We start from the raw sequence: 24146 nt of genomic DNA on the forward strand, positions 1-24146 counted from the left end.
CGGCCGCATGGATCAGGACTCGCCGACCTCCGTCGAACTGCCGGACCGGGTCGGGCGCCTCGTCCTCCTCGATCCGGCCACGCCGCCGCGGGACGCGCCGCGGCCGTATCTGCATCCGCTGCGGACGCCGGCGGGCCGGGTGGTCAGCGATGTGCGGCCCGCCGACCACGACTGGCATCTCGGGCTGTCGCTCGCGGTGTCGAACATCACGATCGGGGACGCCGAGCTCGACACGAACCTCTGGGGCGGGCCGACCTGGCTGACGGGGACCGGCTACCGGCAGGTGGACAACAACGGGTCGCAGCGGCCGGAGGGCGCGGACCCGGGGGACCTCGCGCTCGGGTGGTTCGATGCGCGCGGGCGGCGCTTCCTCGACGAGCGGCGGCGGCTGAGCGTCCGGCGGCTCGGCGACGCGACGGTGCTGCGGATCGAGAGCCGCTGGCGCGCGCTCGGGGAGCGGCTGGTCTTCGGGTCGCCGACCACGGCGGGGCGACCGGACGCGGGCTACGGCGGGCTGTTCCTGCGGCTGGACCCGTCGTTCGAGGGAAGCATGGTGAGCGGGCCGGACGGGGCTGTCGCGGAGCCGATGGGGGTCGCGTCGCGCTGGCTCGCGGTGGCGGACGGGAGCGCGACGGTCGCGCTGCGGGCGGACGAGGGCAGTCCCGTCGATCCGTCGACGTGGTTCGTGCGGACGAGCGGGACGCCGATGCTGTGCGCGGCGCCGTTCTTCGGCGCGACGTGGACGCTGGACGCGGGGGCGGAGGCGAGCTGGAGCTGGCAGCTGCTGCTCGCGGACCGGGTGCTGGGTGCGGAGGAGATCGAGGCGAGCTGGGGGCGGGGGGCCTGAGTGCTCGCGGGGCGGGTCTCGATACGCCGCTGCGCGGCTACTCGACCAGCATGAGGCGGCTGCTCGGTCATCATGAGGCGGCTGCTCGATCATCATGAGGCGGCTGCTCGATCAGCATGAGGGGGCTGCTCGCTCAGCAGGAAGTGAGGGGGTGGTGCCCCCCGGGACGAGGAGGAGGCGGACATGGAGCGGACCGGGAGGCTGGTGCTGCACGGCGCGCGGAAGGTCGACGCGGGCGGGACGGTCGAGGGCTTCTGGCTGGTCGCGGTCGACGGGGTGATCGTCGAGGTCGGGGCCGGGCGGGGCTGGCAGCGGGCGGCGGAGGGTGCTCGGGTGCACGACGCGGGCGGGCTGACCGCGACTCCGGGGTTCGTCGATCTGCACGTGCACGGCGGGGCGGGCCGCAGCTTCGACGAGGGTGCGGACGGGATGCGGGCGGGGCTCGCGCTGCACCGCGCGCAGGGGACGACGCGCTCGCTGGTGAGCCTGGTGTCGGCTCCGCTCGCGCAGCTGGAGGCCTCGCTCGACACGGTCGCCTCGCTGGCGGCGGAGGATCCGCTGGTCCTCGGGGCGCACCTTGAGGGGCCGTTCCTCGCGCCGTCGCGCTGCGGGGCGCACGACCCGGACGCCCTGACGGCGCCGACGGCCGAGGCGGTCGAGCGGCTGCTCGACGCGGCCCGCGGGAGTCTCCGGCAGATCACGATCGCTCCCGAGCTGCCGGGGGGCCTCGCGGCGATCGAGCGGCTCACCGACGCGGGGGTCGTCGTCGCGGTGGGGCACACCGAGGCGGACGCGGCGACGACCCGGGCGGCGATCGAGCGCGGGGCGCGGCTGGTCACCCACGCCTTCAACGCGATGCCGGGCATCGGGCACCGCGCGCCGGGGCCGATCCCGGTGGCGCTGGCCGACCATCGGGTGGTGCTGGAGCTGATCCTGGACGGCGAGCACGTGGACGCTGACGTCGCCCGGATCGCCTTCGCGTCGGCGCCCGGACGGATCGCGCTGGTCACCGACGCGATGGCGGCGGCGGGAGCGGGCGACGGGGCGCACCGGATCGGCCGGCTGCGCGTCGACGTGCGGGGCGGCGTCGCCCGGCTGGAGGGCACGGAGACACTCGCCGGCTCGACACTGACGCTCGACGCGGCGCTCCGGCGCGCGGCCGGGGCGGTCGGCCTGGGGCTCGAGGCAGCGGTCGGCGCGGTCACCGCGACTCCGGCGCGCGTGCTGGGAGCCGAGGGCACGCTCGGCGCGCTCGCGGTGGGCCGGGCGGCGGACGTGGTGCTTCTGGACGACGCGCTGCAGGTGCGGGCCGTCTGGGGCGCGGGCGGGCCGATCGCGACGGCCTAGAGCCTCCGCAGGGCGAGGTGCAGGGGCGCGCCGTCCCGCAGGTCGACCGAGAGGGTGCGCGGGTCGATCTGGAGCGCTCCGGCCGTGCCCTCCTCGAGCTCGACGTCGACCGGCAGCCGCACGAGCACGCGCTCGCCGAGGCGTGCCGCCGCCGCGTCGAGGGGACTGCGGAGCAGGCACTCGACGGACTCCCGATTCCAGGAGAGCGACTCGACCCGGAGGGCGCCGCGCAGGTGCAGGCCGGTGATCCGTCCCTCCGCCCAGCGGTCGGGCAGGGCCGGCAGGAGGTGCAGCGTCGTGCCGTCCGAGCGGGCGAGCATCTGCGCGACGAGGGCGGGCAGTCCGCCCGCGGCGTCGACGTTGATGATCGCGTCGGCGTCGTGGGTCGGCATCATGTTCGGGCGCCAGTGCAGGCGGGCGAGCCAGTCGACGCACTGCAGCGCCGCCTCCGCGTCGCCGAGCGTGGCGGCGGCGACGCCGGCCTGCACGAGTCCGAACGCCATCTCCATCCGGCCGGGCGGGGCGGTCGGCTCCTCGGCGCGCCAGCGCAGCCGGGCTCGGACGGCCTCGAGGGCCGCGGCACCGAGGGCGGGATCGGCGGTCGCCGGGTCGCCCTCGTACCACCACGGGTAGAAGTGGGAGGCGTGCCGGTGCTCCGGCCGGTCGGTGAGTGCCGGGTCCTGCCACTCGGCGAGCTGCCCGTCGGCGCTGATGCGGTAGCCGGGGAGCCGCGAGGCGAGCGCCTCCCACTCGGGGGCGGTGTCCTCCTCGGCGCCGAGCAGTCGCTCGATGCGCGCGGCGATCAGCAGCGCGTCCCGGACCATCGCGACCTCGGAGGTGGCGTCCCGGGTGATCGGCGTCTCCTGGTCGCCCGGGTGGTTCTCGGGGGAGTAGCCGGGGGAGACGTGCGCCGTCCCGTCCAGGTCGATCACCAGGGCGTGCCGGTAGCAGGCGACGACCTCGCGGGCGAAGGGCCGGGCCCAGTCGCGCAGGAACTCCTCGTCGCCGGTGCTCGACCAGTGGTCCCAGGCGAGGCGGAGGATCCAGCCGCCGCCGCCGAGCCAGTACTGCAGCGGGTACTCGGCGGTGAAGTGGTTGGCGCGGCCGTGCCCGGAGATGCGGGTGGGCAGCAGGAAGCCGGGCGCTCCGAGGATCCGCTCGGCGTTCAGCCGGTAGTCGTCCTCGAACTCGGCGACGGCGGTGAAGAACGAGCTCAGCAGCTCGGGCGTGCCGGTCGTGCCGAGCGAGGCGACGCCGCCGTTCTGCACGTTGCCGTTGAGCGTGTAGTCGGAGGACCAGGCCGGCGCCCAGGAGCCGGCCCAGACGCCCTGCAGGCTGGCGGGCAGCTCGCCGGTGGCGGCGATGATCGCGTACCGGCCGGCGGCGAAGGCGCGCTCGACGAGCTCGTCTGTCGCCGCGGGATCGGCCCGCACGTCCTCGATGCTGCGCGGAGTCGCGGCGCCGAGGGAGAAGGAGCAGGCGCCGACGAGCCGCTCGTGCGGGGTGGTCGCGGCGGGGTAGCGGGCGAGGACCGGCGGAGTGACGGGCGCGGGCGCGGTCGAGGTCACCGAGACGCGCAGCTCCAGCTCCAGCTCGCGGGCGCCGGAGACGCGCCAGGCGGGCCAGGTCGCGTCGCGGTCGATCGCGACGGACCCGTGGCCGTGGAGCAGGCGCGCGCTGACGAGGGCGGAGCGGAAGCCGGTCGCGCGGGGGTGCCGGGGCACGGTCTCGAGGGCGAGGGTCTCGCCGCCGTCGACCGCGCGGACGAGGGCGTGCTCGCGGTGGTCCCGCGGCGCGTCGGGGCCGAGGTCAGGCCCGGCCGGCTCGTCGGCCGGGGCGAGCCGGAGCAGGCCGGAGAAGGGCGAGTCCGCGCGCACCGAGACGAGGAGCCGGTCCGCCGCGCGGTCGGCCCGGACGCTGACCGTGAGTCCCGTCGGGAGGGTCAGGGCGGCAGAGCCCGCCGGGTAGTCGACGGAGCGCTCTCGGGTGCCGCCGGACGACCCGGTCGCCAGCTCGAGCCGGAGGACTCCCGCGGGCACCAGCGGGTCGGCGTCGAGGAGCGCGCCGTCGTGCCCCTCCTCGGCCCAGGCACGGGTGTGCCACTCCTCGACCCGCTCCGCGTCCGCGTCGCTCACGGGCGCCCGGTCGAGCAGCGCGCGGATCGCCGGCAGCAGGGGAGCGAGCAGCGGCGGCCCGACCAGCGGATCGACCGGCAGGCGGAGCCGCTCGTGCGAGAGCGAGACGACCGCGCCTCCGCCGCCGCCGTCTCCCTCGCCGCCGCCGCCCTCGCCGTCGGGGCCCTCGTACAGCGCCGCGCCGGTCGTCCCGGTGCCGACCATCAGCCCGGTCTCCCAGGTCCTGGCCTCGGTGCTGCCGTGGAAGCCTCCGGACCCGTCGTCGGTGTCGACCTGGGTGCTCATCGGGGCGCGATCGCGAGTCGCAGGCGGCGCGGCTCGGTCGTCGAGCCGCCGAGCAGGATCCGGGTGCCGGCGACGCGGTCGGCGCCGCCGACGTACGTGAACATCTCGCCGTCGTCGAAGACCGGCGGCACGCCGTCCCCGGGCTCGGTGTCGATCGACAGCACCGCGGCGTCGGTGGCGACGGTCGCGGAGGCTCCGTCGAGCCACCAGCCGTCCTCGAGCGCCTCGGCGCCCGACACGAGTGCGTCGCCGTCGACGACGAGCTCCAGCGCGTAGCGCGTCTCGAGGCCGGTGAAGGAGACCGTGACGTCGATGCCCGTCTCGTCGACCTCGACCGCCACCTCCGTCCGCAGCTCGACGTCGAAGCGCTCGCGCCGGGCGAAGTCCATCACCGAGAAGAAGCGGCCCTCGCTGTCCGGGACGGCGGTGACCGCGGGCGCGTCGGCGCCCAGGGTGTCGTAGTAGCCCGAGACCCGCCGCTCGACGAGCACCGCGCCGCGCTCGGTCGGCTCGAGGGTCTGCGGTCGGGCGCAGCCGAGCGAGAAGAACGCGGGCGAGACGCGCAGCGAGCGGAGGACGAGCCCGTGCGCGCGCGCCCGGAGCAGGGTCGCGGAGTTGGCGAGGCCCGAGCCGATCCGGCCGGTGCTCGCGAAGTCGCTGCCGGCCGAGACGGACACGGAGAGCGCGCCCTCCCGACGGCGGAGCAGCCGGCTGACCGGGTAGCCGCGGGTGACGGACACCGGCGTCGCGGCCGGCTCGGGCAGGAGTCCGCCGATCTCCGGGCGGCGCAGCAGCTCGGCGAGGTGCCGCTCCGGCTCGCGCAGCGTCCGGCCGAGGATCTGCGCGACGATCCGCGCGGCGTCGCGGTCGCCGTCCTCGAGGGCGAGCAGGCGGTAGGGCGAGAGCAGGTTCTCGACGTCGTACGGGATGGTCTGGTCCTGGCGGCGGGAGTGCACGCACTCGATCTCGCCGTCGTCCTCGACCAGGCCGGCGATCGCGCGGAGGTTCCGCCGCACCGGCTCCAGCAGGGACGGCCGGTCGAGGTCGTGCGCGAGCGTCAGCAGGCTCGGGTTGGTGACCTCGGTGGCGTAGACGGCGCTGCGCTCGCTGTACTGCCCGTCGGCGTCGATGTCGACGCCCTCGGCCAGCCAGGCGTCGGCGCGGTCGAGCAGCGCGGCGGCGAGTGCGCCGGACGCGCCGCCCGCCGAGCGCCCGCCGTGCACGTGGACCGCGAGGGCGGCGAGGGCGCTCGCCAGCTCCCAGCGGTGGTTCGGCGTGTGCACGCCGCCCGCCAGCATCGCGGGCGAGGCGGCGACGGCGATGGCGGCGAGTCCTGGTCGGAGCGCCGCGAAGCCCGCGGGCCGGCAGCGGTCGAGCAGCTCGACGCAGCCGCAGAGGTCGTTGATCGTGAACGCCGTGTCGGGCGGGGAGGCGAGGTTGCCGCTGCTCGAGAACAGGCCGCTGTCGAGCTGCTGGGCGGCGAGGTGCCGCAGGTACGCCTCGGCCGCCTTCCGCGCCTCCGGCCCCTCGTCGTCCTCCGCGATCGCCAGGGCGACCAGGGAGGTGATGGCGCGCATGGTCGGGCGCGGGCCGAGCCCGGTCAGCGGCTGCCGGGCGCGCGCGATGAACTCGTCGCGCCGCACGCGGGCGTCCGCGAGCAGCCGGGCGGCGTAGGGGGCGTCGTCGACGGTGATCACGGGGTCTCCACGGGGCAAGGATCGGAAGCGGGGGAAGGAACGGAAGCGGGGGACAGGCGCAGGCTCACGACCTCGAACGGCCGCAGCTCGAGCGCGATCCGGCCGGGGTCGACGCCCAGCAGCGCCGTCCCCTCGGCGTCGCGGTCGAGCAGGTCGACCTCGCGGACGCCGCTGAGCGGATGCGCGACGACCAGCGCCGTGCGGACGCGGCCGCCGAGCGCCTCGTGCAGCCGCACGATCACGTCGCCGCTGCGGTCGGCGGCGAGCGTGACGGTGTCGACGACCACGGCCGGATCCTCGACGACGACGAGCGCCTCCGGGATCGACCCGCCGAGGACGACGCGCGGCGCGGTGCTCGCGGCGAAGCCGGCCCGGACGGCGTCGGCGATGCCGGGCGCGACGGTGATCGTGCTGAGGAACGCGTGCTCGCCCTGGTCCGCCTCCGGATCGGGGAAGGTCGGCGCGCGCAGCAGGGACTGGCGGACCACGGTGCTGACGCGGCCGTCGTCGATCGTGCGCTGCACGTCGTAGCCGTAGACCGCGTCGGAGGCCACGGCGACGCCGAAGCCCGGCTCGCCGACGTGCAGCCAGCGGTGCGCGCAGATCTCGTACCTCGCCGCCTCCCAGCTGGTGTTGGTGTGCACGGGGCGGCGGACGTGGCCGAACTGCGTCTCGGCCGAGGAGTGCTCGGCGTGCACGTCGAGCGGGAAGGCGAGCTTGAGCAGCTTCCGCCGCTCGTGCCAGTCGACGACCGTGCGGATCCGGACCTCGGGCTCGCGCGGATCGAGGGCGATCGTCTGGGTCGCCGTGCTGCCGGTGCGACCGAAGCCCCGGCGGACGACGACGCTCGCGCCGTCCTCGCCGAGCTCGACCCTGCCGTCGACGAGGTCGACGACGGTGTCGCGGTAGGCGGCGTCGAGGTCCCAGGCGTCCCACTGGTTCGGCTCGTCGCGGTGCAGCTGCAGCAGGTTCCCGACCCGCCCTGCGGGCAGCAGCTCGCGCCCGGAGTCGCGGTCGACGATGCTCGACAGCTGCCCGGTGGCGGTGACCACGACGACGAGGCGCGGCGACTCGAGGACGAAGCCCTCGCCCTCGGCGCGCACGGAGAGTCCCTCGGCGGCCGACACCACAGCCTGCGCCGCGGCCCCGCCCCGCGCCGGCACCCCGCCGACGACGACGGGCGCCGCGTTCAGCGCGATCCGCCGCTCGCCCGGCCCGACGAGCACCGCGAGCCGCTCGTCGATCATCCGCTCCAGGGCCGCCGTCACCTCGGCGTGCGTGCGCTCGGCCTCGCGGTGCACCCAGGCGATCGCGGTGCCGGGGAGGATGTCGTGGAACTGCAGGAGCAGCACCCGCCGCCAGAGCGCGTCGAGCTCGTCGAACGGGAACGGCACGCCGTGGCGCAGGAACGCGACGCTCGCCCAGTGCTCCGCCTCGGCCAGCAGCCGCTCGTTGCGGCGGTTGCCCTGCTTGGTGCGGGCCTGCGAGGTGAGGATGCCGCGGTGGAACTCGAGGTACATCTCGCCGGACCAGACCGGCGGGTCGGCGTACTCGGCCTCCGCGGCCTCGAAGAAGTCGTGCGCGGAGGAGAACTCGATCCGCGGCGAGCCCTCGAGGTCGGACTGCAGCCGGGCGAGCGCCATCATCTCGCGGGTGGGTCCGCCGCCGCCGTCGCCGTAGCCGAACGGCATCAGCGAACGAGTCGCCCGCCCGTGCTCCTGGAAGTTGCGGACGATGCGGGCCAGCTCGGTCGGCCGGAGGTCGCCGCTGTAGGTGTTCGAGGGCGGGAAGTGCGTGAAGATCCGCGAGCCGTCGAGCCCCTCCCAGACGAAGGAGTGGTGCGGCATCGCGTTGGTCTCGTTCCAGCACATCTTCTGCGTGAAGAACCACCGCAGCCCCGCCTTCCGCAGCAGCTGCGGCAGCGCGGCCGGGTAGCCGAAGGAGTCCGGGAGCCAGCCGACCTCGCTGATCGCGCCGAACTCCTCCTGGAAGAACCGCGCGCCCTGCTGCAGCTGGCGCACCAGCGACTCGCCGGAGGGCATGGTGACGTCGGACTCGACCCACATGTTGCCGACCGGGACGAAGCGGCCCTCGCGGACCCGCTCGACGATGCGGGCGAAGATCCCGGGGTGGTGCTCCTTCATCCAGGCGAACTGCTGGGCGGAGGAGCAGGTGAAGACGGCGTCCGGGTCGCGGTCCATCAGGTCGAGCACGTTGGAGAAGGTGCGCGCGCACTTGCGGACGGTCTCGCGGGTGGGCCAGAGCCAGGCGGAGTCGATGTGCGCGTGGCCGGTGGCCGAGATCCGGTGCGCGGAGTGCGCGGCCGGGGCGGCGAGCAGCGGCGCGATCACCGCGCACGCGTCGGCGACGGTGCCGGCGAGGTCGTCGGGGTCGAGGACGTTGAGAGCCCCGGTCAGCCCGGCGAGGATCTCGTACCGGCGCGGTTCGGTGGACGGCAGCTCGTCGTGCAGCCCGCGGAGGACGCTCAGCTCGAGGCCGAGGCGCTCGGCGACGGTGTCGACGAGCACGAGCGAGAAGCGGCCCAGCCGGTAGAGCGGCTCGACGGGCGCGGTGGCGCGGTCGCCGAACGGGGTGGGCGAGAAGCCGCCCGGGCCGGCGAAGTCGTTCCCGCCGGTGAGGTCGGGGTTGGACGCGCCCTCCACCCAGACGAGGAACTCCTCGCCGGGGGCCGCGGCGAGCGGCACGTGATGGTTGCGCGGCTCGAGGCCCTTGAGCACCCGGCCGTCCGCGGCGCGCGCCAGGCCCTCGCACTGGAAGCCGGGCTTGGCCCGGTCGAAGCCGAGGTCCAGCGAGAGCTCGATCCGGAACCGGTCGCCCGCGTCGCTCCACAGGGCGGGCACCGTCCCGGTCACCCGGAACCAGGTGGTGTCCCAGGCGGCGCCCCACGGCGCTCCGGGCTCGATCGTCTCGTACGCGTTCCGCGGGGCGGTCGCGGTCTCGAAGCCGACCGGCTCGCCGACCGCCGTCCACGCGGCGACGGCGAGCGGGATCCGCTCGGCCGTCACCGCGTGGGGGAGTCGCTCGGCGAGGAAGCGGTCGACGCGGGCGGCGGCCTTGGTCTCGTCGTGGTGCATCTCTAGTCGCGCAGCCCCGCGTTGATGTCGGACCCGGTGATGTACTTCTGGAACACCAGGTAGATCGCCACCAGCGGCAGCATCGAGAGCACCGAGGCCGAGAGCAGGATCGCCCAGTCGATGTTCTGGGCGCCGATCAGCTGGCGCAGCGCGATCTGCAGGGTGAAGTTCTTCGGGTCGCTGAGGATGATCAGCGGGAAGATGTAGTCGTTCCAGCGCCACTGGAACGAGATGATCGACAGCGTCAGGATGATCGGCTTCGACAGCGGCAGCATGATCCGGAAGAAGATCGACAGCTCGCGCGCCCCGTCGATCCGGGCGGCGTCGAGCAGCTCGTCCGGCACGGTGATGAAGAACTGCCGGAACATGAAGACGCCGGTCGGGGTGAGGATCGACGGCATGATGATGCCCATCAGCGTGTTGTACATCCCGAGGTCGCGGACCACGGTGAAGACCGGGTTGAGGATGACCTCGCCGGGCAGCATCGTCGTCGCGAGGATGCAGAGCGCCAGCACGCTCAGCCACGGCGACTTGTACTTGGCCAGCGCGTAGCCGGTCGTCGCGCTGAAGAAGACGGTGAGCAGCGTGGTCAGCGTCGCGACCACGAAGGTGTTCGAGAAGTAGCGGACGAAGTCGACCCGCTCCAGCGCGCGCTGGTAGCCGTCCAGGGTCCACTCGCGCGGCAGCAGCGAGAGCGGGTAGGTGAAGAGGTCGCCGCCGCCCTTGAAGGAGCTGAGCAGGAACCAGAGCAGCGGGAAGAGCGTGAGGATCGCGATCGCCCAGAGCATCGCGGTCGGGCCGATCGAGCGGCGGAACTCGCCGGTCTTCTTCCGGGTCATCGGCGCGGGTGCCGCCGGCGTGCGCTTCGCGCGGGTGGTGCGGGCGGGGGCGGGGGTCGTGGTCACCATGCCTGGCTCCTCTTGCTGATGGCGAGCTGGACGGCGGCGATGATCAGCAGGATCACCAGCAGCACCATCGAGGCGGCGCTGGCGTAGCCGACGTTCGACTGGGCGAATCCGGTCTGGAAGATGTACTGGACGATGAGCTGGTTCTCGGTCCCCGGGCCGCCGTTGTTGAGGGCCTGGATCATCGCGAACTCCTTCATGTGCCCGAGCGTCGAGAGCAGGACCACGAGCAGCGTGGTCGGCGCGATGCCGGGGAGGGTGATCGAGACGAAGCGCTGCCAGGGGTTCGCGCCGTCGAGCTCGGCCGCCTCGTAGTGCGAGGTCGGCACGTTGTTCAGCGCCGCGATGAACAGCAGCATGTTGAACGCCGCTCCGCCCCACGCGGAGGCGAGGATCACGACGAAGAGCGAGAGGTCGGCGTTCGAGGACCACGGCACGGCGCCGCCGCCGAGCGAGGTGATGGCGAAGTTGACGAAGCCGAAGCTCTCGCCGAACATCCAGCGCCAGATGACGCCCGCGACGATGGGGGAGACCAGCCAGGGCAGGAAGAAGATGATGCGGGCGCCGATCTTGCCCTTGGCCCGCGCGTTGTTCAGCGCCACGGCCATCAGCAGCGAGAGGCCGCAGGCGAACGGCACCGAGAACAGCGCGTAGACGAGCGTGCGGCCGACCGCGGCGTAGAAGACCGGGTCCTGCGCGAGCGCCGTGTAGTTGTCGAGCCCGACGAACTCGATGTCGCCGAAGCCCCGGTAGGAGGTGAAGGAGTACATCACGCCGAGCGCGCCCGGCCAGACGAAGAAGAGGGCGAAGAGGATCGCGACGCCGACCGTCAGCAGCACGGTGCTGACGACGTAGCGGGGGCGGCGCACGGGGCGCTGGCGCGAGCCCTTCGATCCGCGACCCGCGCCGGGGACCGTGAGGACCGCCTCCGGTGGCGAGGACGGCGTGACGAGCGGCTGGACGGTCATGGTGCTCTCCTGATCGGGTGGTCCTGCGAGGGGGAGGGCGGTGCGGGGAGGACCCCGCACCGCCCGGTGGGGGGACCTACTCGCCGAGGGCGGCCTGGGTCGTCGACAGGATGTTGTCGATGGTCTCGTCGACGCTCTGCTGGTCGTTGAGGTACTTGATCGTCTCGTCCTTGAGCGGCTCCGACTGGAGGAACTTGCCCTCGTAGCCGCCGATCAGCTGGTCGACGGTCTGCAGCGAGGAGACGGCGGGCGAGGCCGCGATCTCGGCGTTGTAGAGCGCGAACGCGTCCTGGTTGGCCGGGTAGTTCATCTCGAGACCGGTGACGGCGGGCAGGCAGCCGGCGATCTCGCAGTACGCGGAGTACTGCTCGGGCTGGTAGAGCCAGTCGATGAACTTCTGGGCCTCCTCCTCCTGGCCGGTGCCGTCGAAGGCGACGATCCACGAGGCGGCGCCGTAGTTGGTCGCCTTGACGGGCTGCTGCGGGGTCGGCACCGAGGCCCACTCGAACTGGGTGATGTTGGACTGGAAGTCCGCGATCTGCCAGACGCCGGAGTAGTAGGAGACGACCTGGCCGCTCTTGAAGGTCGCGCTGGCGTCCTCGCCCGCGGTCCAGACCGACTTGGGCATGAAGCCGTCGTCGTTGAGCTTCTTGAAGTACTCCAGCGCCGTCTTGGTCTCGTCGTTGGCGGTGAAGGTGCCGCCGTCGTCGACGATGCCCTCGCTGCCGAACTCGTAGAGGAAGGAGCGGAGGCGGTGCGCGGAGTTGTCCATCACCATGCCGTACTGCGCGCCGGTGGCCGCCTGGACCTCCTCGGACTTGGCGACGAACTCGTCCCAGGTCCAGCTCTGCGTCGCGTCGGTGGGGTACGAGACGCCCGCCTCGTCGAAGAGCGACTTGTTGATGAACATGCCGACCGAGGTGAGGCTGGTGGGCAGCGCCTTGACCTTGCCGTCCTCGGGGTCCGGCACGGCGAGCAGCGGCAGGATGTCCTGGTCCTCGGCGATCTGCGAGAGGTCGAGGATCTGGTCCTTCCACAGCGGGTCGACGTTGGCGGCCGCAGCGAGGGCCGGCAGGTCGTTCGCCTGGGCGCTGTTGCGCAGGCGGGTCGTCAGGTCGTCGCCCGGGACGTCCACGATCTCGACCTCGACACCGGTCTGCTCCTGGTAGAGATCGGCCATCTTCTGGTAGCCGCCGCCCTGGGTGCCGTCGCCGGAGAGGACGAACTGGAGGGGCTCGGAGGCGCCGGCTCCGGAGGAGCCGTTCGCGCACCCGGCGAGAGAAGCGATCAGCACTCCCGTGCCGAGGAGCGCCAGGGTGGCGCGTGCTGTCTTCTTCAACGGAACACCTTTCATGTGTCTGTCAGTCGACGAGGCGCAGGCGCTTCGTCGTCGAGGCGGTAGTGCTTTCTTATCAATACGAGACATATAGGTCAACAGATATCTCCGAGGCGCTTCAAAGCGTGATCGGGCCGTAACTCGCGGAAACAGCGCCGTAACGCGGAGGTGTGCGAGGGGCCGCATCCCGCGCCAGCCGCCTTGTCCCCCGGGCCGAGAGGTGCTTTCATGCCACTGTGACGAATAATCCTCCCCGAGCCGCAGCCCACCTCGTCGGTGTCGACGTGGGCGGGACCAAGACGCACGTCCGCCTGCTCGACACGGCCGGCGCGGAGGAGGACCTGGTCCTCCCCTCGAGCGCCTGGCGCTCGGGCGAGCTCTTCGCCGACCCCGAGAACCTGCCGCGTCTGGCCGGCGTGCTGCTGCGCCTGCGCCCGCTCGCCGGGGACGCCGTGGTGGTCCTCGGCGTGCACGGCTGCGACACCCCCGGGCAGATGCGCGAGGCGACGGCGACTCTGTCGCTCCACCTCGGCCGCACGGTGACGGTCGTCAACGACGCCGAGCTGCTCGGCTTCGCGGAGCAGGAGGAGCCGAGCATCCAGATGATCGTCGGCACCGGCGCCGTGATCTGCGGAACGACCATCGACGGCACGCGGATCACGGTCGACGGCCACGGCTGGCCGCTCGGCGACCGCGGCAGCGCGCACGACCTGGTGTCGACGGCGCTGCGCGAGACGCTGGTGGCCTGCGACCGGGGCATCGCCTCCGACGGCGGGGCGCCGGACCCGCTGATCGGCGCGGTCCTCGCCGCCTTCGGCGCGAGCGACGCGGCCACCCTCGCCGCCGAGGCGACGCGCATCGCGGGCGGCGCGGCCTGGGGGGCGTTCGCCCCGCTCGTCTTCGAGCAGGCGGCCTCCGGCTCGTCGCTCGCCGAGCGGATTCTGGAGGACGCCGCCCGTGCGCTCGCGGCGGGCGTCGCCTCGCTCGTGCGCCGCGGCGCGATCGGCTCGCTCGTCGTCGCGGGCGGCGGCGTGATCGTGAACCAGCCCGCCTACGAGCGGCGGGTCCGCGAACGGCTGGCCGAGGAGGCCCCGCAGCTCGGCTTCGTCGTCGTGCGGCGCCCGCCGGTGGTCGGCGCGATGGCGCACGCCCACGCCCTGGCGGCCGCCGAGCGCACGCTCTCGGAGGTGGCCTCGTGAGCATCATCGGTCCGACGACGGGCAGGACGGGCTTCGCCCCGGGGACCTCGGTCCATGTCGTCGACTCCTTCGCCGAGGCCTCGCGCGCCGCGGCCGACCTGGTCGCCGCGCGGGTCCTCGCCGACCCGCGCGCGGTGCTCGGCGTCGCGACCGGCTCGACGCCCTCGCTGCTCTACCGCGAGCTCGCCGAGCGCGTCGTGGCGGGCAGGCTCGACTTCACCGGGGCGAGCGCCTTCGCGCTCGACGAGTACGTGGGGATCGACCCAGGGCATCCCGAGAGCTACCGCGCGGTCCTCGACCGCGAGGTGCGCGTGCCGCTCGGCGTGGGCGCCGTGCACGTCCCGGACGGCACCCGCGCGGACGGCGAGCAGGCGGGCCGGGACTACGACGCCGCGATCCGGGCGGCCGGTGGCGTCGAGCTGCAGATCCTCGGCATCGGCGGCAACGGCCACATCGGCTTCAACGAGCCCGGCACCCCGCACGACGTCGGCACGCACGTCGTGCGGCTCGAGCGCAGCACCCGGGAGGCGAACGCGCGGTTCTTCGACGGGCGGATCGATCTGGTCCCGGAGTCGGCGATCACGCAGGGGATCGCGACGATCCTCGCCGCGCGCTCGCTGGTGCTGCTCGCTTCGGGCGCGGCCAAGGCGGACGCCGTCGCGCGCGCGCTGCTCGGCCCGGTCGACGTCGACTGCCCGGCCTCGGCGCTGCAGGGCCATCCGGACGTCACGGTGCTGCTCGACCGCGAGGCGGCCGCGGTGCTGGAGCGGGAGCTCGGCTGAACCGGGCCCTCAGCTGAGGTAGGTCGCCGTGCGCGAGCGGGCGATGATCAGCTGCGCGACGCCGACCAGCGCCGCATCGGCGCCCAGCTCGGCGGTGACGATGCGCGGCGGGATGGTGATCCGGCCGACGAGGCGACGGGTCACCTCCTGCACCGCGTACTCGGGCTGGCGCGAGAGGTGGCCGGCCAGCACGATCAGCTCGGGATCGAGCACCGTGCAGAGCGCGATGCAGGACAGGCCGATGTAGTCGAAGATCTCGCCCGCCGGCACGAGGGCCGCCTCGTCGCCCGCCGCGGCCGCGTCGAGCAGGGCCTCGAGCGGGTTCGTCGCGTCCGCGGCGTGCTCGCGCGCGTAGCTCCGGGAGATCCCGGCGATCCGCGACTCCAGGTCGCCCTGGGTCGTGTACGGCCGCTCCAGGTGCGAGCGCTCGGTGACCAGGTAGCCGATCTCTCCCGCGGCCGAGCGCGAGCCGCGCAGCAGCGCGCCGTCGTGCACGATGCCGGCGCCGACTCCGACGCCGAGGACGTAGGTGGCCAGGCTCTGCGCGCCGCGGCCGGCGCCGCGGGACCACTCGCCGAAGCCGATGGCGTTCGCGTCGTTCTCGACCAGCACCGGCACGCCGACGCGGGCCTTGAGGATGCTGCCGAGCATGACGTCGCTCCAGCCGAGCTCGATCGTGTTGGTGACCCGGCCCTCCGGACCGTGCACGATGCCCGGGATGGTGACGCCGACGCCGGCGCAGGGCTTGCGGATCCGCTTCGACGCGGCCATCAGCAGGTCGACCGTCTCGATGGTGCCGGCGAGGCGGCGGTCCGCGTCGGAGCCGTCGCCGGAGAGGTCGAAGGCGAGGACCTCGTCGCGCACGGTCTTACCGTCGAAGTCGACGAGGCGGCCGTGCGCCTGCGCCTCGGACACCTCGATCGCGGCGACCACCCGGGCGTCGCCGGCGTAGCGGTAGAGCGAGGACGGCCGGCCGCCGGAGGAGCGCTCGCGGCCGTCGAGGACGATGACGCCCTCGCCGAGCAGCGCTGAGCAGAGCCGCTCGACGGTCGCGGGGCTGAGGCCGGTGTGGCGCGCGATGGCGCTGCGGGAGGAGGGGCCGTGCAGGCGGAGGGCGTCGACGATCGCCGTCCGGTTGATCTCGGTGACGACGCGGGTCGTCGCGGTGCGCGGAACCTTCATCCGACCCTCCCTCGCGGAGTTTCCCAGCATAGTGATGCGGATCGGCGCGCTCGTGCGCGGTGCGGTCAGCGCCGGTGCCACCACCGGCGGCGCGGCGGCACGGGATCCTGCGCCTCGGCGGCTGCGAACCGCGCGCTCCGGCGCTCGGTCCAGGCGGAGACCTCCGCGTCGATGTCGCGGAGCGGCGTGACCACCGGCGGGCCGCCCAAGAGCTGCCGGCGCGCCTCGACGACCCGCTTGTTGAAGTCGGCGAGCACCGCCCGCACCTCGGACTCGCGGATCAGCCGGTCGAGCTGCTCGTCGAGCCGCCGGTCCTCGGCGCGGAGCAGGAAGGCGGCGGGACCGATGCCGGTGAGGTTCTCGCGCTCGATCTTGCGGCGGATCCACCAGTCCGGGTCGTGGTGCTCGCCGAGTCCCTCGAGCGGCTTGCCCGCGCCCGGCAGGCCGTCGAACTCGCCCCGGCGGATCGCCTGCTGGATCGACGTCTCGATGAACGCGGCGCGGTCCTCGGCGTTCTCGGGAAGGGAGCCGGTGCGCTCGTCGCCGGTCTCCGGGCGGCCGCCGGTCGCGCGCTCCGCGGCGTAGCGAGCGGCGCGATCCCTGGCTTCGGACATGGGGACCTCCTCTCCCTCCAGGCTAGAAGACCCCCGCCGAGGAGGGGTACCGTGCGGTGGCATGCGCGACCTCGTCTACTACATCGCCACCTCGCTCGACGGCTTCCTCGCGGATCCTGAGGGGGACGTCTCCGCGTTGCCGACCGCGCCGGAGACCCTCGCCGACCTCTTCGAGCGCTACCCGGAGACCTGCCCGGCGCACCTGCGGGCGGCGCTCGGCGTCACGGCGTCGCCTCGCCGGTTCGACACCGTGCTGCTCGGCCGCCGCAGCCACGCCCCCGCGGTCGACGCCGGGCTCGTCGACGGTGCGTACCCGCACCTGCGCCAGATCGTGGTGACCCACGGCGAACTGCCCGCCTCCGACCGGGTGGAGACGATGGCGGGCGACGTGCGCGCGCAGGTCGCGGCGCTCAAGCGGGAGCCCGGGCGCGATGTCTGGCTCTGCGGCGGCGGCGACCTCGCCGCGCAGCTGATCGAGGAGATCGACGAGATCCAGGTGAAGATCTCGCCGGTGCTGCTGGGCGCGGGGATCCCGCTGCTCGGCGGGCTCGCGCAGCCGGTGGCGCTCGAGGCCGTCGACCTGCGCGCGCTGCCCGGCGGAGTGGCTCTGGCGACCTACCGCAGGCGCGACAGCGGTCAGTTGTAGGACCGCACCGACACGTTCTGGCCGAGGGCCGTCCAGTCGAGACCGGGAACGTCTTCCGGCTCGACGCCGTCGGGATGCACCTGCACCACCACCGAGGTGCGCTGCGACACCTCCAGGTCGCCCCCTCCGCCGCAGCCGCTCACGGGCCCGTCGTCACCGTCGATGATCACGCAGTGGTCGTCGCCGCGGATCGACGAGCCGAGATAGACGTCGACGCCCTCGGCCGTGCCGACGAAGCGCACGGAGTCCGGTTCGATCTGCTCGCTCACGTCGCCGAGATCCGGCAGCACGTCGCGGTCGTCCCGCGTCCGGTCGAAGTCCGAGTAGGGCGTCGGTCCCGCGCACCCCGCGAGCAGCGGCAGGGCGAGCAGCGCGATCGCGGCGGCGGTGGCGCCTCTGTGCTGGTTCCGTGGCATCGCGTCCCCCTCGTGCTCCGGTGTGCTCACCCTAGGCGCGCCGCACGGTGAACAGCCAGCCGGAGAGCTCCTCGTCACCCTCGCTCCGCCGCGCGAAGCCCATCGCGTAGGCGTGCCCGTCGGCGTCGGGCTCCGAGTGCGGACCCCAGTCGATCTCGGGGACCGGCCTGCGCGTGTCCGCGGTGGAGCGCAACGGCTCGAGCACCGCGGAGCCGGGCAGGACCGTCCAAACGCCGTCGTCGCGCCGGGTCATGCGGGTCCGGATCGCCGCGACGGATGTCACGAGGCCCTCGATCCACACCGTGTCGGCGGCTCCTGTCGCGTCGCCGTAGCGGTCGAGCATCCACGGCGTCTCGTCGAGGTCGCCGCCGATGTAGCCGCCGCGGTGGGGGACGGCGAGCCGCCGGATCCGGTCGCCGACGGCGACGACCTCCCCGTCCTCGTCCAGCTCGGAGGTCGTGCAGAGCGCCTGCAGCAGGGCGTCGCCGTCTCCAGCGTTCTCGGATGCGGCTGGGGAGGTGGAGTCCATCCGACCACCGGACCACACGGCCCGGTTCCCGCGCAAGAGCCGCCGCTCAGCCCTCGACCAGGGGGTCGCAGTCGCCGGTGCCGAGCAGGTCGGACGGATCGTCGCAGGCGTGGCCGGTCCAGCTCTCGCCGGGACTGAGCGGCTCCTCGAGTCCGCTGTGCCGGTCGAAGGCGTGCGTCGTGAAGACGAGCAGACGAGTGGCGGTGCCGCCGACGAAGGCGAAGGAGACGATCGGATCGCCCTCGGAGGTCGGGGTGCTCCAGGCGAGCTCGGCGGCCTCCCCGCGGGCGGACAGGTCCACGAGGCAGGCGCCTGCCTCGCGGGGGAGCTCCTCGCCCTGATCCAGGACGTACTCGCCGCACGTGCCCGTCGCGTCGCCGATCCTCACGATGCCGCCCGCATCGGGGAGTGCGCGGGCCGCGGTGATCGGATCGCCCTCGGGCGCCCTCGACGCCGGTGTGGACGCGCACCCGGACAGGAGCAGTGCGGTGGCGACCGCCGCGGCGAGAAGCTGATATCGCCGGTTCACGGGCCGCCGAGCCAGTGGTCGATGCGGTGGTGGTCGGGGGTGAAGCCGTGCTCGACGCCCCAGAGGACGGCCTGGGTGCGGCTGGAGGCGCCGATCTTGCCGTAGACGCTGCGGATGTAGGACTTGACCGTGTTGGGGCTGAGGTAGGTGAGGGCGGCGACGTCGGCGTTGCTCTTGCCCTGGGTGATCAGGGCGAGGATCTCGGACTCGCGGTCGGTGATGCCCTCATGGCGGCCGGGCCAGTCGAGGCCGGGGGCGGTGCCGGCGCGGCGGGGCGGCTCGCTGACGACGAGCTCGCCGGAGCGCACGGCCTCGAGGGCGGCGACGAGCTCGCGGGCGGGCAGGGTCTTGGAGAGGTAGCCGCGCACGCCCTGGTCGAGGGCGTCGGCGACGAGGTCGGGGTGGAAGTTCCAGGTGTAGACGACGACGTGCTCGGCGCGCGGGTTGCGGACGAGGTCGGCGAGCTCCTGCAGGTCCGACTCCGGCTGGGCGAACGAGTCGTACAGCACGATGTCGATGCGGTCGGAGAGCGCGGCGTTCGCGTCGATCTCAGCGACGACGACGCGGTCGCGGTAGTGGTCGAACATGTGCGCGAGGCCCTTGAGGACGACGTCGTAGTCGTCGACCAGGGCGACGGTCAGGGGCGCGGGCATGCTCTGTCCATCCACGGACCGTACCGCGCGACCGGGCACCGTGACTACACCCCCAGGGGTGTACCGGCCACCCCTCCGCGACTGCTTGGGTTGCTCATCGGCTCAGCGACCGCAGAGCCCCACCGCACGGTCCGCCGTGCTCGACAGGAAGGTGACGCCCGTGCTCGGACTCATCATCAGCCTCATCGTCGTCGGCCTCATCGCCGGCGCTCTCGCCCGCCTCATCGTCCCGGGACGCCAGAACATCAGCATCCTGATGACCATCGTGCTGGGGATCGTCGGATCCTTCGTCGGCGGCTTCCTCGGCTTCCTGATCTTCCAGCACGACCCGATGGAGGGCTTCCTCCAGCCGGCCGGGATCATCGGCTCCATCATCGGCGCGATCATCGTGCTGTTCCTCTACACCCGCTTCGGCGGACGCGCCCGCAGCCGCGCCTGATCGATGCGGAACGACACGACGCCGGCCCGGGAACACTCCCGGGCCGGCGTCGTCGTGCGTGCGGAGCGCGCGCGGTGCCGCTACTCGAGCAGCTTGCCCGCGGTGGCGACCTCGCGGATCAGCGCCTGGATCTCCTCCGGGACCGCGGGGATCTCCTCGCGGGCGATGCCGGTGGAGGGCGACCACACCAGGTTCACCTGCAGCGCCGGGTCGATGTCCGGGTAGTCGCTGCGGTTGTGGCAGCCGCGGCTCTCGCGGCGCTCCAGCGCGGCCTCGAGGGTGGCCCGCGCGGCCATCGCCGCCGACTTCAGGTCGAAGGCGTGCGCCAGGTCCTGGAAGCCCGCGATGTCCGGGTGGATGCCGATGCCGGCGATGCGCGCCTCGATGGCGTCCAGCTCGGCGAGTCCGGCCAGCAGGCCCGCCTCGTCGCGGACGACGCCGGCGTGCTCGGTCATGGTGTTGCGGATCGCGCGCTGCAGGGCACGCACGTTCTCCTCGCCGTCGGCGGCGAGCAGGTCCGCGATCTCGTCGCGGGCGACCTGCACCGACTCGGCGGAGCGGGTCTGCGCGGTCAGTGACGCGGAGTACTCCGCGGCCGCCTGCCCGACGATGCGGCCGAAGACGAGCAGCTCGATCAGCGAGTTGCCGCCGAGGCGGTTCGCGCCGTGCAGTCCGCTGGACGCCTCGCCGATGGCGTAGAGGCCGGGGACGTCGGTGCTGTGGTCGTCCGAGCGGACCCAGACGCCGCCCATCGAGTAGTGCGCCGTCGGCGCGATCTCGATCGGGTCCTTCGTGATGTCGAGCATCTGCAGCTCGAGCATCGTCTGGTAGACGCGGGGGAGGCGGGTCATGATCGTCTCGCGCGGGAGATGCGAGACGTCGAGCCAGACGCCGCCGTTCGGCGTGCCGCGGCCCTCCTTGATCTCGGTGTAGCAGGCGAGCGCGACGCGGTCGCGGGTCGAGAGCTCCATCCGCTCGGGGTCGTACTTGCCCATGAAGCGCTCGCCGAGGCCGTTGCGGAGGATGCCGCCCTCGCCGCGCGCCGCCTCGGAGATCAGCGTGCCGGCCGCGTTCTCGGGCTCGATGATGCCCGAGGGGTGGAACTGCACCAGCTCGGGGTCGCGCAGGCGCCCGCCGGCCTCGACGGCCAGGCGGAACGAGTCGCCGGTGTTCTCGTCGCGGCGCGAGGAGGTCCGGCGCCAGATGCGGTTGTGACCGCCGGCGGCGAGGATGACCGCATCGGCGTGGATGAGGTAGCGGGTGCCGTCGACGAGGTCGAAGCCGTACGCGCCGAAGACGGCGCCGTCCTCATTGACCAGGATCCGCGTCACGTAGACGGTGTCCAGGATCGGGATGTCGAGCTGCGCGGCCCGGTTGACCAGCGTGCGCTGGATCTCGAGGCCGGTGTAGTCCCCGGCGAACGCGGTGCGGCGGTAGGTGTGCGCGCCGAAGAAGCGCTGCGAGATGCGGCCGTCGTCCTCGCGGGCGAACGGCATGCCGTAGCGCTCGAGGTCCTGGATGCCGCGGGCGGCGTTCGAGGTGACGATCTCGACCGTGTGCGGGTTGGCGAGCTGGTAGGACTCGGTGATGGTGTCGGCCGCGTGCTGCTGCCAGCTGTCGTCGGGGTCCATCGTCGCGAGGGCGGCGTTGATGCCGCCGGCGGCGAGCGAGGTGTGGGCGTCCGACTTCGAGCGCTTGCCCAGCGCGAGGACGTCGACGCCGGCCTCGGCCAGCTCGATCGCGGCGCGGAGTCCCGAGCCGCCGGTGCCGATGACGAGGACGGAGGTGGAGATCCGGCGCTCCGCCGTGGCAGTGGGTGCTGAAGTGGTCATGACTCCACGCTAGGCAGGGCGCTTCGATTACTCCAATGCATAATGCTGGGGCCGGGCATGCGCTTACGCTATGGCGATGAACTTCGAGCAGCTGTCCGGATTCGTCGAGGTCGCGCGCCTCGGCAGCTTCACCCGTGCCGCGGAGGAGCTGCACCTCGCGCAGCCGTCGCTGAGCCGCCAGATCTCCGCGCTCGAGCAGGACCTCGGCTCCGAGCTGTTCCAGCGGGCGCGCTCCGGCAGCACGCTCACCCCGGCCGGTGAGCTGCTGCTGCCGCTCGCGCGGCGCATGCTCGCCGACGCCGAGTCGGTGCGCCGCGAGCTGGCCGAGCTCGCCGGGCTCGAGCGCGGGCGGGTCCGCTTCGGCGCGACGCCCACGCTCTGCATCAGCCTCGTGGCGGAGGTGCTGCACGCCTTCCACGCGGCGCACCCGGCGATCGAGCTGCACCTGGCCGAGGACGGCTCGCGCAGCCTGCTCGACCGGCTCGCGCGCGGCGAGCTCGACCTCGCGCTGGTGACGACCTCGACGGCGGCGGCCGTCGGCGCGTTCACGGTGACGCCGCTGCTCGTCGAGGAGCTGGTGGTGGTCTCCTCCGCGGCCGAGCCCGCGCTCGCCGACGGCGACGCCCTCGGCCTGGCGGCCGTGGCGGGACTCCCGCAGATCGTCTTCAACTCCAGCTACGACCTGCGCCGGACGACCGACGCGGCCTTCTCGTCCGCCGGTCTCGTGCCCGACGTGGTGCTCGAGGGCGCCGAGATGGACGCGGTGCTGCGCTTCGCCGAGCGCGGTCTCGGCGTCGCGATCGTGCCGGCGATGGTGCTGCAGGGTCGCCCGGGCCTGCGCTCGATCCGGCTCGAGGAGCCCACGCTCAGCCGCACCATCAGCCTCGCCCGCCCGGCGGACCTCGCGCCGACGGCGGCGGTCAGGGTGATGCAGCGCACGATCGCGGCGACGGCGCGCGCGTTCGCCGCCCGGGCGGGCGGCACGATGCGGCTGGCCGAGGGTCAGTCCGAGACGACCGGCTCCTCCGCCGCGATCTCGTTGAGGTAGTTGTAGATCGTGAACCGGGTCACCGCGAGCGACTCGGAGATCATGTCGACCGCGTCGCGGAGCATGAAGAAGCCGCGGTGCTTCAGCTCGAGCACGACGCCGACCTTGTGCTTCTTCTTCATCGCGGAGACCGGCACGCCGGCCGCCGCGATCGCCTGGCTGACCAGCAGCGCGGCCAGCTCGTCCACGTCCTTCACGAAGGTCTCGCCGCGGTCGGGCGCCGCGGCGGGCGCTCCTGATCCGGCCACCATCTGCGTCACGAGCGACTGGATCGACAGCCAGGCCGAGATGTCGGTGTGCACGCACAGCGCGGCGACCGGGTGGCCGGCGATGTCGCGGATGATCAGCGTCGAGGAGCGCATGCGATTGCCGTTGGGCAGCGTCGACTCGTAGTTCAGGTTGTAGTCGTCGAAGCCGCGGGCGGCCTGCTCGAGCAGCACGTCGGTCGGCGGATCGCCGATGCGACGGCCGGTGACGTCGCCGTGGATCGCGACGATCGAGTTCGGCACCAGGCTGAGGTCGTGCAGCACCACCTCGGTCGAGGTAGGCAGCGCTCGCGCGAGCGGCTCGACCAGCGAGGTGAAGAGCGCGACCAGGCGCTCGCCGTCTACCGTCCTCGGCACGGAGAACCCTGCTCCGAGCGTCGGGGGCTCGGTGCTCGCGGGCCGTTCGACGGCGGTCATCGTGCTGCTGCTGTCATCGGGATGTCCTTCGTCGACGTCGTCGTCCTCGCCGGGCGGCCGGAGGCGGTCGCCCGGGCGGGGATCAGAGTATCCGGGCCGCCTAGGACAGCTCGGCGCGCACGACGACCGCGATGTCGCTGTCGCCGTCGCCGTCGCGCTGCACCCGGGTCAGCGTCTCCAGCATCGCGGTCACCGCGGGCAGCGGGTCGGGCGACGAGTGCAGCATCAGCCGCGAGTCCTTGGCGAGCAGGTCCGCCGAGAACTGGGTGTCGGCGAAGCCGTCGGCGAGGATCATCGGCCCTTTCATCCCGGCCATGAAGCCGAGACCGGTCTTGTCCAGCATCGCCAGCACCTCCTCGGCGTCGACCCCGTTCGCGCGCCCGAGCCGGAACGACTCGACGAGCCCCTGCAGGCTGACGGCGATGGCGAGATTGGCGATCAGCTTGCCGACCGCGGCCTTCGCCGCTGAGCCGGTCACGCGGATCCGCTCGGGATCGCTCCAGAGCCGAACGAGCGGCAGCACCCGCTCGACGTCCGCCTCTGCACCGCCGACCAGCACGCCGAGCGTGCCCGCGCGAGCGGGGGCGAGGGTGCCGACCACCGGGCTGTGCACGTAGCGGGTGCCTCGGGCGTCGGCCCAGGCCTGGAACTCGTCGGCGTCGGCCGGGGCGACGGTCGTGACGTCGAGCCAGACGGCCTCGGCGGGGATCGGCAGATCCGCCGCGGTCACGACCTCGCGCACGGTGTCGGGTCCGAAGAGCACCGTCATCACGACGTCCGCGCCCTCGACGGCGCCGACGAGGTCGTCGGCCCGCGCTGCGCCGGCGGCGACGATCCGATCGGCACCCCCGGGTGTGCGGTTCCAGACGGTGAGCTCGTGACCGTCGGTCAGGAGGTGGACGGCGAGCTCGCGGCCCATGCGGCCGACGCCGAGCAGGGAGATCTTCATGACGGGGTCCTCAGGATCGGGGTGGAACGG

Annotated in this window: 22 protein-coding genes; 7 read left to right on the forward strand and 15 right to left on the reverse strand. The window is 73.3% G+C overall.

Annotation, left to right across the window (positions count from 1 at the left end; all coding sequences use genetic code 11):
- Positions 1-7: 7 nt before the first annotated feature.
- Together MT355_RS08755 and MT355_RS08760 are read left to right on the forward strand one after the other, a co-directional pair.
- Positions 8-847: a DUF6807 family protein gene (locus MT355_RS08755; RefSeq protein ID WP_243599201.1), complete on the forward strand. Its 840-nt coding sequence runs from the start codon at positions 8-10 to the stop codon at positions 845-847.
- A gap of 183 nt (positions 848-1030) precedes the next feature.
- Positions 1031-2194 (forward strand): N-acetylglucosamine-6-phosphate deacetylase, encoded by a 1164-nt coding sequence (locus tag MT355_RS08760; RefSeq protein WP_243599202.1) that lies wholly within the window; start codon positions 1031-1033, stop codon positions 2192-2194.
- Here the strand turns inward: MT355_RS08760 and MT355_RS08765 are convergent.
- From MT355_RS08765 to MT355_RS08790, 6 genes are all read right to left on the reverse strand, one after another.
- Positions 2191-4614 (reverse strand): glycoside hydrolase family 95-like protein, encoded by a 2424-nt coding sequence (locus MT355_RS08765; RefSeq protein ID WP_243599203.1) that lies wholly within the window; start codon positions 4612-4614, stop codon positions 2191-2193. The genes MT355_RS08760 and MT355_RS08765 overlap by 4 nt on opposite strands.
- The gene (locus tag MT355_RS08770) at positions 4611-6311 is read right to left on the reverse strand and encodes a hypothetical protein (protein WP_243599204.1); all 1701 of its coding nucleotides are present in this window, start codon (positions 6309-6311) and stop codon (positions 4611-4613) included. The genes MT355_RS08765 and MT355_RS08770 overlap by 4 nt, the downstream gene beginning before the upstream one ends.
- A complete protein-coding gene (locus tag MT355_RS08775; protein WP_243599205.1) occupies positions 6308-9406 on the reverse strand; it encodes a glycoside hydrolase family 38 C-terminal domain-containing protein in 3099 nt (1032 codons plus the stop codon). The genes MT355_RS08770 and MT355_RS08775 overlap by 4 nt, the downstream gene beginning before the upstream one ends.
- 2 nt (positions 9407-9408) lie before the next feature.
- Entirely contained in the window at positions 9409-10314 is a 906-nt protein-coding gene (locus MT355_RS08780) for a carbohydrate ABC transporter permease (protein WP_243599206.1), read from the reverse strand.
- Positions 10308-11279, reverse strand: coding sequence for a carbohydrate ABC transporter permease (locus MT355_RS08785; RefSeq protein ID WP_132437069.1), 972 nt, complete (start codon positions 11277-11279; stop codon positions 10308-10310). The genes MT355_RS08780 and MT355_RS08785 overlap by 7 nt, the downstream gene beginning before the upstream one ends.
- A gap of 76 nt (positions 11280-11355) precedes the next feature.
- On the reverse strand, positions 11356-12618 hold the full coding sequence (locus tag MT355_RS08790; protein WP_243582014.1) for an ABC transporter substrate-binding protein: 1263 nt from the start codon (positions 12616-12618) through the stop codon (positions 11356-11358).
- 233 nt (positions 12619-12851) lie between these two features.
- Between MT355_RS08790 and MT355_RS08795 the strand changes: the two genes are divergently transcribed.
- Together MT355_RS08795 and MT355_RS08800 are read left to right on the forward strand one after the other, a co-directional pair.
- Positions 12852-13814 carry a BadF/BadG/BcrA/BcrD ATPase family protein gene (locus MT355_RS08795; protein ID WP_243599207.1) on the forward strand — a complete coding sequence of 321 codons (963 nt, stop codon included), beginning with the start codon at positions 12852-12854 and terminating at the stop codon, positions 13812-13814.
- Positions 13811-14596: a glucosamine-6-phosphate deaminase gene (locus MT355_RS08800; RefSeq protein WP_243599208.1), complete on the forward strand. Its 786-nt coding sequence runs from the start codon at positions 13811-13813 to the stop codon at positions 14594-14596. The genes MT355_RS08795 and MT355_RS08800 overlap by 4 nt, the downstream gene beginning before the upstream one ends.
- Positions 14597-14605: 9 nt before the next feature.
- On the opposite strand, the gene MT355_RS08805 is transcribed toward MT355_RS08800, so the two are convergent.
- Together MT355_RS08805 and MT355_RS08810 are read right to left on the reverse strand one after the other, a co-directional pair.
- Positions 14606-15778, reverse strand: a complete 1173-nt coding sequence (locus MT355_RS08805) for an ROK family transcriptional regulator (protein WP_243599209.1) — start codon at positions 15776-15778, stop codon at positions 14606-14608.
- 65 nt (positions 15779-15843) lie between these two features.
- Positions 15844-16392, reverse strand: coding sequence for a DUF1992 domain-containing protein (locus MT355_RS08810; RefSeq protein ID WP_243599210.1), 549 nt, complete (start codon positions 16390-16392; stop codon positions 15844-15846).
- Between the two features lie 61 nt (positions 16393-16453).
- On the opposite strand from MT355_RS08810, the gene MT355_RS08815 reads away from it, so the two are divergent.
- Positions 16454-17038 (forward strand): dihydrofolate reductase family protein, encoded by a 585-nt coding sequence (locus MT355_RS08815; RefSeq protein ID WP_243599211.1) that lies wholly within the window; start codon positions 16454-16456, stop codon positions 17036-17038.
- On the opposite strand, the gene MT355_RS08820 is transcribed toward MT355_RS08815, so the two are convergent.
- The 4 genes from MT355_RS08820 to MT355_RS08835 are packed head-to-tail and all read right to left on the reverse strand — an operon-like array spanning position 17029 to position 19165.
- Complete coding sequence (locus tag MT355_RS08820; protein WP_243599212.1) at positions 17029-17454, reverse strand: hypothetical protein; 426 nt, start codon at positions 17452-17454, stop codon at positions 17029-17031. The genes MT355_RS08815 and MT355_RS08820 overlap by 10 nt on opposite strands.
- Positions 17455-17485: 31 nt before the next feature.
- Entirely contained in the window at positions 17486-17983 is a 498-nt protein-coding gene (locus MT355_RS08825) for a hypothetical protein (RefSeq protein ID WP_243599213.1), read from the reverse strand.
- Positions 17984-18029: 46 nt separating this feature from the next.
- On the reverse strand, positions 18030-18512 hold the full coding sequence (locus tag MT355_RS08830; RefSeq protein WP_243599214.1) for a hypothetical protein: 483 nt from the start codon (positions 18510-18512) through the stop codon (positions 18030-18032).
- Positions 18509-19165 (reverse strand): response regulator transcription factor, encoded by a 657-nt coding sequence (locus MT355_RS08835; protein WP_123445882.1) that lies wholly within the window; start codon positions 19163-19165, stop codon positions 18509-18511. The genes MT355_RS08830 and MT355_RS08835 overlap by 4 nt, the downstream gene beginning before the upstream one ends.
- Positions 19166-19325: 160 nt before the next feature.
- Here MT355_RS08835 and MT355_RS08840 point away from each other — a divergent pair, with 160 nt between their 5' ends.
- Positions 19326-19604: a GlsB/YeaQ/YmgE family stress response membrane protein gene (locus MT355_RS08840; protein WP_123445883.1), complete on the forward strand. Its 279-nt coding sequence runs from the start codon at positions 19326-19328 to the stop codon at positions 19602-19604.
- An 80-nt stretch (positions 19605-19684) separates the two neighbouring features.
- Here MT355_RS08840 and MT355_RS08845 read toward each other — a convergent pair whose 3' ends face one another.
- Complete coding sequence (locus MT355_RS08845) at positions 19685-21436, reverse strand: L-aspartate oxidase (protein ID WP_243599215.1); 1752 nt, start codon at positions 21434-21436, stop codon at positions 19685-19687.
- 76 nt (positions 21437-21512) lie between these two features.
- Between MT355_RS08845 and MT355_RS08850 the strand changes: the two genes are divergently transcribed.
- Positions 21513-22484, forward strand: coding sequence for a LysR family transcriptional regulator (locus MT355_RS08850; protein ID WP_243599216.1), 972 nt, complete (start codon positions 21513-21515; stop codon positions 22482-22484).
- Here MT355_RS08850 and MT355_RS08855 read toward each other — a convergent pair.
- Entirely contained in the window at positions 22439-23107 is a 669-nt protein-coding gene (locus MT355_RS08855) for a transcriptional regulator (RefSeq protein ID WP_243599217.1), read from the reverse strand. The two genes, MT355_RS08850 and MT355_RS08855, sit on opposite strands and share 46 nt — an antisense overlap.
- Before the next feature lie 160 nt (positions 23108-23267).
- Positions 23268-24116, reverse strand: a complete 849-nt coding sequence (locus tag MT355_RS08860) for an NAD(P)-dependent oxidoreductase (protein ID WP_243599218.1) — start codon at positions 24114-24116, stop codon at positions 23268-23270.
- Positions 24117-24146 lie beyond the last annotated feature (30 nt).

The organism is Rathayibacter sp. VKM Ac-2929, from assembly GCF_022815495.1.
Lineage (GTDB): Bacteria > Actinomycetota > Actinomycetes > Actinomycetales > Microbacteriaceae > Rathayibacter > Rathayibacter festucae.